The organism is Pseudomonas sp. P4795, from assembly GCF_048822895.1.
In the GTDB taxonomy this organism is placed as follows: Bacteria; Pseudomonadota; Gammaproteobacteria; order Pseudomonadales; family Pseudomonadaceae; genus Aquipseudomonas.
The window spans coordinates 279,784-293,528 of sequence record NZ_JBMFBT010000001.1 but is presented as its reverse complement, the minus strand read 5'-3'; the positions used below and the strand labels follow the sequence as shown (position 1 = coordinate 293,528).

The 13,745-nt window shown below is 60.7% G+C and carries 13 protein-coding genes; 11 read left to right on the top strand and 2 right to left on the bottom strand.

Annotation, left to right across the window (positions count from 1 at the left end):
- The first annotated feature begins 150 nt into the window (after positions 1–150).
- The 11 genes from ACOI8A_RS01245 to ACOI8A_RS01195 all read left to right on the top strand — a co-directional run bounded on the left by ACOI8A_RS01245 (position 151) and on the right by ACOI8A_RS01195 (position 10,960).
- Positions 151–1,182 (top strand): AraC family transcriptional regulator, encoded by a 1,032-nt coding sequence (locus ACOI8A_RS01245; RefSeq protein ID WP_420649208.1) that lies wholly within the window; start codon positions 151–153, stop codon positions 1,180–1,182.
- Between the two features lie 284 nt (positions 1,183–1,466).
- Positions 1,467–2,354 carry a Dyp-type peroxidase gene (locus ACOI8A_RS01240; protein WP_420649207.1) on the top strand — a complete coding sequence of 296 codons (888 nt, stop codon included), beginning with the start codon at positions 1,467–1,469 and terminating at the stop codon, positions 2,352–2,354.
- 9 nt (positions 2,355–2,363) lie between these two features.
- Complete coding sequence (locus ACOI8A_RS01235) at positions 2,364–3,332, top strand: Gfo/Idh/MocA family protein (RefSeq protein ID WP_420649206.1); 969 nt, start codon at positions 2,364–2,366, stop codon at positions 3,330–3,332.
- 120 nt (positions 3,333–3,452) lie between these two features.
- Positions 3,453–4,205 carry a GntR family transcriptional regulator gene (locus tag ACOI8A_RS01230; RefSeq protein WP_420649205.1) on the top strand — a complete coding sequence of 251 codons (753 nt, stop codon included), beginning with the start codon at positions 3,453–3,455 and terminating at the stop codon, positions 4,203–4,205.
- Positions 4,202–5,932: a fumarate reductase/succinate dehydrogenase flavoprotein subunit gene (locus ACOI8A_RS01225; protein WP_420649204.1), complete on the top strand. Its 1,731-nt coding sequence runs from the start codon at positions 4,202–4,204 to the stop codon at positions 5,930–5,932. Before ACOI8A_RS01230 ends, ACOI8A_RS01225 begins: the two co-directional genes overlap by 4 nt.
- 26 nt (positions 5,933–5,958) lie before the next feature.
- Entirely contained in the window at positions 5,959–6,204 is a 246-nt protein-coding gene (locus ACOI8A_RS01220) for a 4Fe-4S dicluster domain-containing protein (protein ID WP_007959413.1), read from the top strand.
- A gap of 241 nt (positions 6,205–6,445) precedes the next feature.
- Positions 6,446–7,849, top strand: coding sequence for an ABC transporter substrate-binding protein (locus ACOI8A_RS01215; RefSeq protein WP_420649203.1), 1,404 nt, complete (start codon positions 6,446–6,448; stop codon positions 7,847–7,849).
- 246 nt (positions 7,850–8,095) lie between these two features.
- Positions 8,096–8,878, top strand: a complete 783-nt coding sequence (locus ACOI8A_RS01210; protein WP_420649202.1) for an ABC transporter permease — start codon at positions 8,096–8,098, stop codon at positions 8,876–8,878.
- The gene (locus tag ACOI8A_RS01205; RefSeq protein WP_420649201.1) at positions 8,878–9,726 is read left to right on the top strand and encodes an ABC transporter ATP-binding protein; all 849 of its coding nucleotides are present in this window, start codon (positions 8,878–8,880) and stop codon (positions 9,724–9,726) included. Before ACOI8A_RS01210 ends, ACOI8A_RS01205 begins: the two co-directional genes overlap by 1 nt.
- The gene (locus ACOI8A_RS01200) at positions 9,723–10,685 is read left to right on the top strand and encodes a HEAT repeat domain-containing protein (RefSeq protein ID WP_420649200.1); all 963 of its coding nucleotides are present in this window, start codon (positions 9,723–9,725) and stop codon (positions 10,683–10,685) included. The genes ACOI8A_RS01205 and ACOI8A_RS01200 overlap by 4 nt, the downstream gene beginning before the upstream one ends.
- Complete coding sequence (locus tag ACOI8A_RS01195) at positions 10,682–10,960, top strand: DUF971 domain-containing protein (RefSeq protein ID WP_420649199.1); 279 nt, start codon at positions 10,682–10,684, stop codon at positions 10,958–10,960. Before ACOI8A_RS01200 ends, ACOI8A_RS01195 begins: the two co-directional genes overlap by 4 nt.
- 124 nt (positions 10,961–11,084) lie before the next feature.
- Here ACOI8A_RS01195 and ACOI8A_RS01190 read toward each other — a convergent pair whose 3' ends face one another.
- Positions 11,085–11,822 carry a TorF family putative porin gene (locus ACOI8A_RS01190; RefSeq protein ID WP_420649198.1) on the bottom strand — a complete coding sequence of 246 codons (738 nt, stop codon included), beginning with the start codon at positions 11,820–11,822 and terminating at the stop codon, positions 11,085–11,087.
- Positions 11,823–11,907: 85 nt separating this feature from the next.
- Complete coding sequence (locus ACOI8A_RS01185; RefSeq protein WP_420649197.1) at positions 11,908–13,650, bottom strand: amidohydrolase; 1,743 nt, start codon at positions 13,648–13,650, stop codon at positions 11,908–11,910.
- Between the last annotated feature and the right edge of the window lie 95 nt (positions 13,651–13,745).

Below are 13,745 nucleotides of genomic sequence, written 5' to 3'. Positions count from 1 at the left end.
TACAAATAAGCCTTCGGCGCCCGACAGGGCAGGGTATTGGCGGACACTTGAGGGCACTTCTGCGGACAGCTGATAAACCCTGTGCTAACTTCCTTGGACATAACCGGTAACAAAAATAACAATTCAGCATGATCCGGAATGTCCATCCCCATGAATATGAAAGCCGTCGATCCGACCTATGAACTGGCGCTGGTGTCGCCATTTCTCCTGCAAACCCTGGCCGAAGTCGCCGAGCTCAAGGGTATTCAACCGGACACGCTGTGCCGTGGCCTGGGTTTCACCCTCGAAGATCTGCAGGATCCCGCGCAACGGATTTCCTATCGCCAAGCGGTGGCGATGATCCAGCGCGCGCTCAAGGTCTTGCCCAATCAGGGCCTGGGGTTGTGGGTCGGCGCGCAGAATGTGCTTGGTACTTTGGGTTTGCTCGGGCACGTACTGTCGCTATGCAAGAACCTGCGTGATGCTTTTGCGCTGGGGATTCGTCATCAGCACACCTCCGGCGGGATCGTGGTCTCGAGCGTCGATGTGGTCGGTGATCAGGTGTATCTCGACGCCGAATGTCGGCTGCCGTTTGCCGAGGTGCAGGTGTTTGCGGTGGAAGAATTTTTCGCCAGCCTGCTGGTGTATGGCCGGGCGTTGGTGGGCGAGGGGTTCAAGCCGATTGCCGTGGAGTTTGTGCACGCTGCACCGGATTACCTCGATGAATACCGGCGATTGCTCGGGCCGGATGTGCGTTTCGGCTGTCTGCACAATCGCATGCTCATCGATGTGCAGTGGCTGGATGTGAAGCTGCCCAATCATCATTCGCTGGCGTTGCGTCAGGCGCTCAAATTGCTCGAGCTGGAAGCGGCGCAGGTGCATCAGAAGCTCGATCTGATTCAGGCAGTGGAGCGCGCGATTGCGCGGGATCTGAGTTGCGGCAGCCATATCGAGAAGATTGCCGGCGATCTGAACATGAGCAGCCGTACGTTGCGCCGGCGTCTGACTGAGCATGCGCTGACGTTCGAGGCGTTGCTCGAGCAGGTGCGGCAGGCACGCACCATGAGTTTGCTGGGCAATCCGGACATGGCCATCGAGCGGATTACCGAAGAGGTCGGCTACAGCGATGTGCGCAGCTTTCGCCGGGCGTTCAAGCGCTGGACGGGGAAGAGTCCGAGTGCGTGGCGCAGTGCTTCGATTTGATCGGAAATCGCTGCCCTCATCAAAACGCCGCCCTCACCCCAGCCCTCTCCCGGAGGGAGAGGGGGCCGATCCGGGAATATTGAAGATGTACTGCGACCTGAAAAAGTACCTTTGAATCCATAATCGGCATAAATCTATCAGGTCGACGTATTACGGCAGACACCTCGGTCGGTCCCCTCTCCCTCCGGGAGAGGGCTAGGGTGAGGGTAAGCTTTTGACGCCAATCAATCCCCCACAAACCCTGCGCCTACAGTTAAACTCCGCGCTCTTTCCAAGGAGTCGACATGAGTTACTACCAGCCGGGCATCCTCGCCACCCCTGTTCCATCGCAAGCACGTCATCTGTTTTTCGCCCTGCAATCGGTTGAAGCGCTGCCGCAGGCGATCGACAACCTGCTGAATCTGGTGGACGGCAAGTCGGCGGTGATCGGTTTCGGCGAATCCCTGACCAAGGCGCTGAACGTGGAAATCGCCGGCCTGCGCAGCTTCCCGGCCATGACCGGTGTCGGCGTGGAAAACCCGTCGACCCAGCACGCGCTGTGGGTCTGGCTGCACGGTGTCGACCGTGGCGAACTGCTCAACCGCAGCAGCGAATTGCAAGCTGCACTGGCCCCGGCCCTGCGTCTGGTGCAGATGCAGGAAGCCTTCCGCCACAAGGACGGCCACGACCTCACCGGTTATGAAGACGGTACTGAAAATCCACACGATGAAGCTGCCGTTGCCGCAGCTTTGTTGGGCGAGGGCGCCGAAGGTCTGGTCGGTGGCAGTTTCGCCGCGATCCAGCAGTGGCAGCACAATCTCAAGGGTTTTCACGCGCTGTCGGCTGAAGACAAAGACAACATCATGGGTCGCCGTCTGAGCGACAACGAAGAAATCGACGACGCCCCGGTGTCGGCCCACGTCAAACGCACCGCCCAGGAAAGCTTCGCCCCGGAAGCATTCGTGGTGCGGCGTTCGATGCCGTGGATCGAAGGCGAGCGCGCCGGGCTGATGTTTCTCGCGTTCGGCTTCTCGCTCGATGCCTTTGAAGCGCAATTGCGCCGTATGAGCGGACTTGAAGACGGCATCGTCGATGGTCTGTATCGCATCAGCCGTCCGATCACTGGCGGCTATTACTGGTGCCCGCCGCTCAAGGACGGCCACCTCGACTTGCGCGCGTTGCGCATCGGCTAAGGACTGACGATGAACCTGGTGCGTTGGGGCATGATCGGTTGTGGCAGCGTCGCTGAACGCAAGAGCGGGCCGGCGTTTTACAAGGCACCCGGTTCGGCGCTGGTGGCTGTGATGGGCCGACGCCTTGAGGCGGTCACCGATTACGCAACGCGCCACGGCATCGGGCGGATCTACACCGATGTCGATGCGCTGATCAACGATCCCGAAGTGGACGCGGTGTACATCGCCACGCCACCCGACAGTCACCACGAATACAGCCTCAAAGTCGCCGCCGCCGGCAAGCATTGCTGCGTGGAAAAACCCATGGCACTCAACGCCGGGCAAAGCCGCGAGATGCAGCAAGTGTTTGCCGCTGCCGGGCTGCACCTGTTCGTTTCCTACTACCGCCGCTCGTTGCCGCGCTTTCAGCAAGTGCGGCAGTGGCTGGAGCAGGGGCGTATCGGAGAGGTGCGTCACTTGAGCTGGACGCTGACCAAAGCGCCGTCGCCCAAAGATTTGGACGGTGGCGACAATTGGCGCACTGATCCGGCGGTGGCGGGCGGTGGTTACTTTGCCGATCTGGCCAGCCATGGTTTTGATCTGTTCCAGTACCTGCTTGGCGACATCATTGAGGTCGCCGGTTTCACTGCGCGGCAGGCCGGGTTGTATGCGGCTGAAGACGCGGTGAGCGCCAGTTGGCGTTTTGCCTCCGGTGCGCTGGGCATGGGCTGCTGGAGCTTTGTTGCGGATCGGCGTGAGGATCGGGTCGAGATAATCGGCAGCCTTGGGCGCATCAGTTTCTCAGTGTTCGATGAGCATCCGGTTGAGTTGCGCGCGGATGAACAGCTGAGCCTGACCATCGATCATCACGAGCACATCCAGTGGCACCACGTGCTGGGCATGAATGCGCACATTCGCGGCGAGTCGCAGCACCCGGCCGTGGGTGCAGAAGCGCTCAAGACTGATTGGGTCATGGACCAGATCCTCAACCGCCACTAAAACCCCTCGCCACAGGGTCGCGTCACAGCGCGTATAAGGTTATGCGCATTCGGTATTTCTCAACCTCGTCATAACGTCTCTAAGATCACGTCATAACTCGTTATGACAAGTGATCCCGCGATGACCGATAACGTTCTCTCCCTCAGCAGCGTTCCCTTGCACACTCAACTGCGCGACGTGCTGCGTGCGCGCATTCTCGACGGCGAATACCCGCAAGACAGTCAGATGCCGTCCGAAAGCGAGCTCGGCACGCTGTTCAAAGTCAGCCGCATCACCGTGCGCCAGGCTTTGGGTGATCTGCAAAAAGAAGGGCTGATCTTCAAGATTCACGGCAAAGGCACCTTCGTCGCCAAACCGAAAACCTTTCAAAACGTCAGCTCCCTGCAAGGCCTCGCCGAGTCGATGACCGGGCGTGGCTACGAGGTGATCAACCGCCTGCGCAGCTTCAAATTCATCGCCGCCGACAAACGGGTCGCCGAGCGTTTGCAGGTCGCTGAAGGCGAGATCGTCACCCAGATCAAACGCGTGCGGTTGATCAATCGCGAGCCGATTTCGCTGGAAATCACCTACCTGCCCAAAGCCATCGGGGAGCGGCTGGAGAAGGCTGATCTGGTCACGCGCGACATCTTCCTGATCCTCGAAAACGACTGCGGCCTTGCCCTCGGCCATGCCGATCTGGCCATCGACGCGGTGCTGGCTGACAGCGACCTGACCCAGGCGCTGAACGTCGAGGCCGGCTCGCCGATCATGCGCATCGAGCGCTTGACCCACGACGCCAATGGCCAGCCGCTGGATTTCGAACACCTTTACTACCGTGGCGATGCGTTCCAGTACCGCCTGCGGATCGACCGGCAAAAAGGGGAGCAGGCATGACGCGCAGCACGTTGGAGCAGGAATACGACATCGTCGTGATCGGCGGCGGCACTGCCGGACCGATGGCGGCCATCAAGGCCAAGGAAAAAAACAAAGCGCTGCGCGTGTTGCTGATCGACAAGGCCAACGTCAAGCGCAGCGGCGCGATCAGCATGGGCATGGACGGCCTGAACAACGCGATCATCCCCGGCCACTCCACACCGGAGCAGTACACCAAGGAAATCACCATCGCCAACGACGGCATCGTCAATCAGGCAGCGGTGTATGCCTACGCGACCCACAGTTTCGAAACCATCGAACAGCTCGACCGCTGGGGCGTGAAGTTCGAGAAGGATGAAACCGGCGATTACGCGGTGAAAAAAGTCCACCACATGGGCGCCTACGTGCTGCCGATGCCCGAAGGGCACGACATCAAAAAAGTCCTGTATCGCCAGTTGAAGCGCGCGCGGGTGAGCATCACCAATCGGCTGGTGTGCACGCGGTTGCTGACTGACGAGGAGGGCGCGGTCAACGGCGTGATGGGCTTCGATTGCCGTACTGCGGACTTCCATGTGATCAAGGCCAAGGCTGTGATTCTGGCGTGCGGTGCTGCCGGACGACTTGGTCTGCCGTCCTCGGGTTACCTGATGGGCACTTACGAAAACCCGACCAATGCCGGCGACGGCTACGCCATGGCTTATCACGCCGGGGCGGAACTGGCGAACCTCGAGTGCTTTCAGATCAACCCGCTGATCAAGGACTACAACGGCCCGGCCTGCGCCTACGTCACCGGCCCGCTGGGTGGTTACACCGCCAATAACAAGGGCGAACGCTTCATCGAGTGCGACTACTGGAGCGGGCAGATGATGTGGGAGTTTCACCAGGAACTGGAAAGCGGCAACGGCCCGGTGTTCCTCAAGCTCGATCATTTGGCCGAGGAAACCATCCAGAACATCGAGGAAATTCTGCACAGCAACGAGCGCCCGAGCCGTGGCCAGTTTCACGCCAATCGCGGCACCGACTACCGGACGCAAATGGTCGAAATGCACATCTCCGAAATCGGTTTTTGCAGCGGCCATTCGGCGTCGGGGGTGTGGGTCAACGAGCGTGCGGAGACGTCGGTGAAGGGTTTGTATTCGGCGGGTGACATGGCCGCGGTGCCGCACAACTACATGCTCGGCGCCTTCACCTACGGCTGGTTTGCCGGGCACAACGCGGCAGAATTTGTCGCCGGCCGCGAGTTCTCCGCACTGGATGTCGAGCAGATCGAGAAAGAGAAGGCGCGAGTCTACGCACCGCTGGATCGCGAGCACGGTCTGCCTCCAGCGCAGGTCGAGTACAAGCTGCGGCGCTTCGTCAATGATTACCTGCAACCGCCGAAAGTGACCAAGAAGATGGAAATCGGTCTGCAACGCTTCAGCGATATCGAGCGCGATCTGGATGAGATGAAGGCCAACAATCCGCACGAGCTGATGCGCGCCATGGAAGTCAGCATGATCCGCGACTGCGCCGAGATGGCCGCGCGCGCCTCGCTGTTCCGTGCCGAAAGCCGCTGGGGTTTGTACCACTACCGCGTTGATCACCCGCAACGCGACGACCGCGAATGGTTCTGCCATTGCCATCTGAAGATGGGCGAGGACGGCCGGATGACCAGTTTCAAGAAGGAAGTCGAACCTTACATCATCCCGCTCGATGCCGAAGAAATGCAGGCCTACGACCGCTTGCGCGTCGGCGCCTTCGCGGCTTGAGAACCCACTGACAGAGAGTCCGAACCATGGCCTATCAAGCCCAGGAAATCTTCTTTCGCTCCAATGCCCCGGTCACCGTCGATGAGGACAAATGCATCGCCGAAAAAGGCTGCACCGTGTGCGTCGACGTTTGCCCGATGGACCTGCTGGCAATCAACCCGGCCACGCAAAAGGCCTACATGGCGTTCGATGAATGCTGGTACTGCATGCCGTGCGAAAAGGACTGCCCGACGGGTGCGGTGAAAGTTGAAATTCCTTATCTCCTGCGGTGACTGCAAGGACGCCATCGCTGGCAAGCCAGCTCCCACAGAGATTTGTAGTGGGATGAAGAATTTGCAAACGCCATAGAACCTGTGGGAGCTGGCTTGCCAGCGATGAGGCCCGCACAAACAACGCATAACGCCATCCGGAAACACCGGACGCTGAATTCACCAAAAACCACCCCTCGTTTCCCACCGCGCCCTGATCGCGGCGGAGACGAACATCCAATAAATGATTCGAGGGGATTCAACCATGTTGCGTGCAGCAATCGCCGGTCTGGTACTGGCTTCGTTCACCTTGTCGGCCTCGGCCGAAACCATCCGCATCGCCATCGGCACCCAGGACACCACCATCAACTGCGCGGCCGGCGGTCTGTTGATCCGCGAGTTGGGCCTGCTCGACAAATACCTCCCGCACGACGGGGCTTACAAGGACGCCAAGTACGAGGTGCAGTGGAAGAACTTCACCAGCGGCGCACCGCTGACCAACGAGATGGTCGCCGGCAAACTCGACTTCGGCGCCATGGCCGATTTCCCCGGCGCGTTCAACGGCGTGGCATTTGAAACCGCCGGCAAGCACAGCCTGTTTATCAGCGTTTTGTCGGGGAGCACCAAGGGTAGCGGCAACGGCATCGTGGTGCCGAGCGCGTCTGGCGTGCAGTCGCTGAGCGAACTCAAGGGCAAGACCATTTCCGTGCCATTCGCCTCGACCGCTCACGGCATGTTGCTGCGCGCCGTGGCCGAGCAGGGCTGGGATCCGCTCAAAGACGTGAACATCATCGCCCAGCCGCCGGAGGTTGCCGGCTCAGCGTTGCAGGCCGGCAAGATCGACGCTCACGCCGATTTCGTGCCGTTCGCCGAACTGTTCCCGAGCCGTGGATTCGCGCGCAAGATCTACGATGGCGCCCAAGCCAATGCGCCAACTTTCCACGGCGCGCTGGTCGATCAGGCCTATGCGAAAAAGTACCCGGAAATCGTCGTCGCCTACCTGCGCGCGAGTATCGAAGCCAATCAATTGCTCGCCGCTGAACCTGAGAAGTACAGCGAGCTGATCGCCAAGGTCACCGGTGTCGACGCCGAGGTCAATTATCTGTTCCACGGCCCGCTCGGCGTGCAGACCCGCGACCTGAGCTGGAAGCCGGAATATCGTCAAGCGGTTGGCACAGCGATCGACACGCTGAAGCTGTTGAAGAAGGCTGATCGTGGGCTGGATCTGAACAACTTCATCGACGACCAGTACATCCGTGCGGCGTTCAAGGCTTCGAATCTCGACTACAGCGCGCAACTGGCTAACTACGCGCAGACGCCTTTGCAGTCTGTAGATGCGGCGACAGGTAAAGCGATTACCGATTTCAGCCACGTCGCGGAGATTTGGGTGCGTGGCGAAGACACGGTTCGCCGGTATGCCTCGGCTGAGTCGGCGTTCACTGCGCTGGCCGGTTTGAAGCAGGAAGGTAAGAGCGTTCGTGCGGTGTATGCGCAGGCGAGTGACAGCGGGATCAAATTGCTGGCGGAGCAGGCGTGGTTTGCCAGTGATGGGAAGGGGCGGTTGAGTGCGTTTTTATTGAACGGCCAGGCGCAGCAATATGCGGCGACGCAGGGCGGAAAGGTGTTTGATTTTGCTGGTGCCACCACCCAGGCCGTGGCTAGCCGCTAACGGGAGATCAACAGCAGATCAAGAGCCCCTCACCCTAGCCCTCTCCCGGGGGGAGAGGGGACTGACCGCGTGGGCTGGACTGGATACATCGACCTGAAAATTCCGAGCCGAACTCAGGTTTCGAAAAGCTTAAAGATCGGCTCCCTTTCCCCCTCGCCCCCTTGGGGGCGGTCCGACGATTCGGGAGGGCTGGGGTGAGGGGGTAAATCTCCACCACCACACCGCTCTAAACCTGGAATCCGATCCATGAAACTCGAAAAAAACCGCTGGACCGCCAGAGCCACTTCACTACTAATCTGCCTGCTGTTCTGGCATCTAGCCGCCAGCCACCACTGGAACCTCGGCCTCGTCACCTTCGCCAACGTCCCCACCCCCATGGCCGTCATCGAAGCCGCACTGGGCCTCGGCGACTCCGGCAAACTCATGCAACACCTGACCAGCAGCCTCGGCCGCGTGTTCGCCGGCTACCTCGCCGCGCTGGTCATCGGCATCGCACTGGGCCTGGCCATCGGTCGCTCGAAATGGGCCGAGGATTTGCTCCTGCCACCACTGGAAGTCCTGCGCCCGATCCCCGCTGTCGCATGGATTCCACTGGCGATCCTGATGTTCCCCTCGTCAGAACTGTCGATGGTGTTCATCACGTTCACCGGCGCGTTGTTCCCGATCCTGCTCAACACCGTGCACGGCGTCGAAGGCGTCGATCCGCGCCTGATCGCGTCCGCCCAAAGCCTCGGCGCTGGCCGCCGTGCAATCTTGCTGGAAGTGATTCTGCCGGGCGCCGCGCCGAGCATCATCACTGGCCTCGCCATCGGCATGGGTACTTCGTGGTTCTGCCTGGTCACCGCTGAAATGATCTCCGGCCAGTTCGGCATCGGTTACTACACCTGGGAGTCCTACACCATTCAGAACTACGCCGACATCGTGGTTGGCATGTTGCTGATCGGCGTGTTGGGCATGGGCAGCAGCTTGCTGATCAAACGCCTCGGCGGGCTGTTCACGCCATGGCACCGACCACGAGGTAAAGCCTGATGAGTGCCATGCAAACCCCGGAAGGGCGGATCGATATCCGCCAGTTGTCCATCGTCCTCGGCGAAGGTCGCGAGGCATTCGAAGCGGTGCAAGGGTTGGATTGCCAGATCGAACCGGGCCAGTTCGTGTGCATTCTCGGGCCGTCCGGTTGCGGCAAATCGACCTTGCTTGGCGCGCTCGCCGGGCACTTGCAGCCGCGTGGCGGGCAACTGAAAGTCGATGGCGCCGAAGTCTCCGGGCCGTCGCCACAGCGCGGCATGGTGTTCCAACATCACACGTTGTTTCCGTGGCGCACGGTGCGCGACAACGTCGCGTTCGGCCTGAAGATGCGCGGCATCGGCAAGGCTGAACGGCATCGTGCGGCGGATGAAATCCTCGCGCTGGTCGGTCTCGATGGCTTTGCCGAGCGCTGGCCGGATCAGCTCTCCGGCGGCATGCAGCAGCGAGTGGAAATCGCCCGCGTGCTGGTCAATCGTCCGCGGCTGTTGTTGATGGACGAGCCGTTTGGCGCGCTGGATGCACTGACCCGCCTGAACATGCAGGAACTGCTGCTGGATATCTGGACCCGAATTCGTACCACCGTGGTGTTCGTCACCCATGACATCGACGAAGCGCTGTTCCTCGCCGACCGCTTGCTGGTGATGAGCGCGCGACCGGGGCGGATCATCGAAGACCTGCGTCTGGAATTCCCGCGTCCACGCACCACCGAGCTGGTCACCAGCCCTGAATTTTCCCGGCTCAAGCGCCACTGCCTTGAGCTGCTGCGTCATGACGACAATCGACCGCTGCCGCGCCTCAACCCGCTCGGCTTGCCTCCTGAAAACCCTTTGCCACGGTTTGCCCTATGAACTCATTTTTTGCTGTGACCGATAACGACGAAATTCTTGCCCTGCAACCACGTTTGACCGCCGAGGATGCCGGCGTGCGGCGGATTGCGCTGATTGATCTGGCTGACCTTGAAGAGCCCGAGGGTCTGCTCTGGCTGGTCGAGCGACTGGCTGAAGATCCGGCCGAAGAAGTGCGCGCCGAAGCTGCTCGTCTGCTCGAAGCCTGGGAAGATGAAGCAGTGGTTGAAGCGTTATGTCAGGCGCTGACCGATCCGTCGCCAGCAGTCCAGGCTGCTGCTGCGCAAAGTCTGAGCCTGCTGAAGACAGAGGCGGCGGGGCGGGTGATCTTGCCGTGGGCCGGGCATGCCGAAACCAGTGTGCGAATCGCTGCATTGCGCGCCCTGCGCGAGTTGCGGTTTGCCGATGCGGCGCCGGCCGCCATTCAGGCGCTGAACGACGCCGACGCCAATGTGCGTCGCGAAGCCGTAGGCGTGCTCGGCTGGCTCAAACAGCTCGATGCTTTACCGGCACTGGCACGCCTGGCCAGTGCTGACCCCGACACCGAAGTACGCCGCGCCGCGACCGGTGCCCTCGGTCTGGCATCCGGCGCCGAAGTGCTGCCGGCGTTGCGTCAGGCTTTGCAGGATTCGGCCTGGCAAGTACGCGAAGAAGCCGCCACCACGCTGGGCAAAGTCGGCCAGCCCGACGCCGGCCCGGCGCTGATCGAAGCCCTCAGCGATGACTACTGGCAAGTCCGCCTGCGCGCCACCCGCAGCCTCGGGCGGCTCAAGTACGCCGCTGCCCTCGACGCGCTGATCGAAACCCTCGGCCATCGCATCAGTAACCTGCGCAAGGAGGCCGCGCTGGCCCTCGGCGAACTGCATGATCGAGGTGCTGTGGCCGCATTGCAGGCCGCCCAGGACGACGGCGACCCGGAAGTACGCAAAGCCGTGCGCATCGCGCTGAGTCAGTTGCAATGAACCCGGTCGCCATCGGCAACTCGCAAACTGCGCAGACGCTGCGCCTGAACTGGCCGGATGGCCGCGAATCGCTGCTCGGTCATGCCGAATTACGTCGCCAATGTCCATGCTCGCAGTGCCGGGCGTTCCGCTTGCAAGGCACACCGCCAATGGTCGACCCGCGCGTACGCGTGATCGAACTCAACGCCCAAGGCTACGGCCTGCAACTGGTGTTCAGCGACGGCCATCAGCGCGGCATCTACCCCTGGCCCTACCTGCAACAATTAACTTCCTGAAAACACCTTCGCCCCTGTAGGAGCTGCCGAAGGCTGCGATCTTTTGATCTTGCTTCTAAAAAACAAGATCAAAAGATCGCAGCCTCGTTGCACTCGTCAGCTCCTACAGGGGGATTGTTGGTGGTCAGAAAGACTTGCTGAGGCTGGCGACGACGGTCGCGCTGCACACATCCTTGAACCCCCAGTTACTCAGGCACTGGGTTTGCGACAGGTCGGTGTCCAGGTAGCTCAACCCCAACACCACGCCGGCCAGATCGTGGGTCAGTTTGACCTCCCACTCGCGATAGGATTCGTCGCCATGACCGGACGCCGAATACAGATGTGGATCCTTGAAATCCATGTTGCCGTAACGCAATTTCAGCGCTGATTCGAACGGCAACTCGGTCTCATAACTGATGTAGCTGTAAAGCGAGCTCTGCTGGCTGTCGATCCCCGGCGCATCGCTGGAATAGTAGGCCGCAAGCTTCACTCCGTAAGCGCCGAGAATCGCGTAGACCTCGCCCTGATTGAACTGACTTTCCTTGGGGTAGGCGTACTTGATGTACCCCAGATCCACACTGATGACCTCGCTGGCCTGCCATAGCCAACCGGCGTAGTAATCGACTTCATGACGGGTTTTCAGCCCGCCGCCGAAATCGACGTTGGAACTCCAGGCACCTGCATAGAGGCCGCTGTTGTGCGCGAGGGTCAGACCGGCCTGTGCAGCCGGGTCGTTCTGGGTTTGCGAGATGCCGCGCGTGCGGTAGTCGCTGGCCAGCGTCAGGTCCACCAGCAGGTTGAAGTCGTCATTCAGCGGTACGCCGTGGCTGCTCAAGGGCAACAAGCTCAAGGAACCGAGGGCGAGCAAAGACAAGGCTTTCATGTGAAGTCCCGATGTTGTGATTGTTATGGGGCACAAGGAAAACTCTGGGAGCCAGCAGGCTGGCTCCCGCAGAGAAATTGTGTTGCTAGAGGGGCGAGGTGTAGACCTGACGTCCGGCGAACCAGGTTTGCAGCACTTGGGTGTCATGCAGGGCTTTGTCATCGACGCTGAACACGTCGCGATCGAGCACGATGAAGTCGGCCTGTTTGCCCGGACTCAGCGAGCCAATGGTTTTCTCCAGGCCAATGGTGCGCGCGGCGTTAGCGGTGTAGGCGTAGAACATGGTTTCGCGGTCCAGACGTTCGTCGGCGTTGAGCACGCCCAGCGGCCCGACGCGGGTAATGGCCTGAGCCATGGCGTTCCACGGATTGGGCGAGGACACCGGCCAGTCGCTGGCGCCGGCAATCGTTGCACCCTGTTTGAGCAGTGAATGCGCCGGGTATTGATAGCGAAAGGCGAGGGCGCTGACGTAAGGCTTGATCATCTCCGTGGTGTAGTCGTCGGCACTGGCCCACAGCAGTTGCATCGAAGCAATCACGTTGAGCGGTTTGAAGCGGGCGAACTCGCTCGGGTTGACCATCTGCAAGTGAGTGATCGAATGGCTGATGCCGCTCTGGCGATCCTTGCGCGCCTGGGCGATGCCGTTCAGCGCTTCACGCACCGCGCGGTCGCCGATGGCATGGATGTGTACCAGCCAGCCGCGTTGATCGATGGCGCTGACCAGTTCGCCGAAGTGCTTGGGATCGATCAGCAATTCGCCCTGTTTTTGCGAGTTGCTGTAGGGATCGATCATCGCTGCGCTCTGCGCCGGGTATTCGATCACACCGTCGGCGAAGATCTTGACTCCGGGCAAGGTCAGGTTGGGGATGCCCTGAAATTGTTGGCGCACCTTGTCCAGCGTATCGAGATCGGCCGGTACGCTTTTCGAATTGGCCACCAGCAGCGCGGCAACGTGGGCGCTCATTCCGCCGCTTTCTGAAAGAGCTTTATAGGCCGGCAGCACGCCAACAGTTTTCTCGGTGGGTTTGAGGGCGAATACCGGCTCGCCCGGCGCGGCGTTGGCGGCGGGGTCCATCCACGCGGTGATGCCGAGGCTGTTGTTGTAACGCACCGCCGATTGCGCGGCTTTGAGCATGTCTTCGGCGCTCGGCACCGGCATTTTCGAGGCCACCCGGTCCCAGCCGGCATCGACCACAAAGCCGTTTGGCTCACCGTTGGCGAATTTGCCGATGGTGTCTTTTTCGGCGTCGGGCAAGGTTTTCAGCAGCGCGGCATCGATGCCCGTGCGCTTGAGCATCACGTTATTGGCCCATGCGGTGTGGTGATCGCTGCCGGTGAATACCACGGGCACCTCGGCCCATTCGCCGCTGTTGAAGATTTTGCCCAAGGCTTCGGCCTGCGCCCAGTACATCGAACTCATGCCGGCTACGCTCAGCACGTCCCCATGCCTGGCCTTGCCGTCGTCGCGCCAGCCGCGCAGCCGGTTTGCCAGTTCATCGAGGTCGACCACTTCGTCTTCCATGTTGGCCGCGACCATTTCCAGTCCGCCGAAAATCGCGTGGGAATGGCTGTCGATCAGGCCCGGCATCAGTGCCTTGCCGCCGAGATCGATGACTTGGGTGCCAGGTTCGATCAGGGCTTTGATCTGTGCGTCGGAGCCGACTTTCAGCACCTTGCCATTTTCCACTGCCAGCGCCTGCACCTTCGGCTGAGCACGGTCGGCGGTGAAAATCTTGCCGTTGAGCAGCACCAGATCGGCGGCGGCCATGGCTTCCATCGAGGCAAAACTCACGGCGGCGGCCAATAGGCTCGGGATGAATCTTTTCATTGAAGATTTCCTTGTTATTGCGTCTGATGGCCAGATTAGTGGCTGGCAACGGCCGACAGAACGCCTCCCTCACGAAAAACGTTTTTGCCTGAATG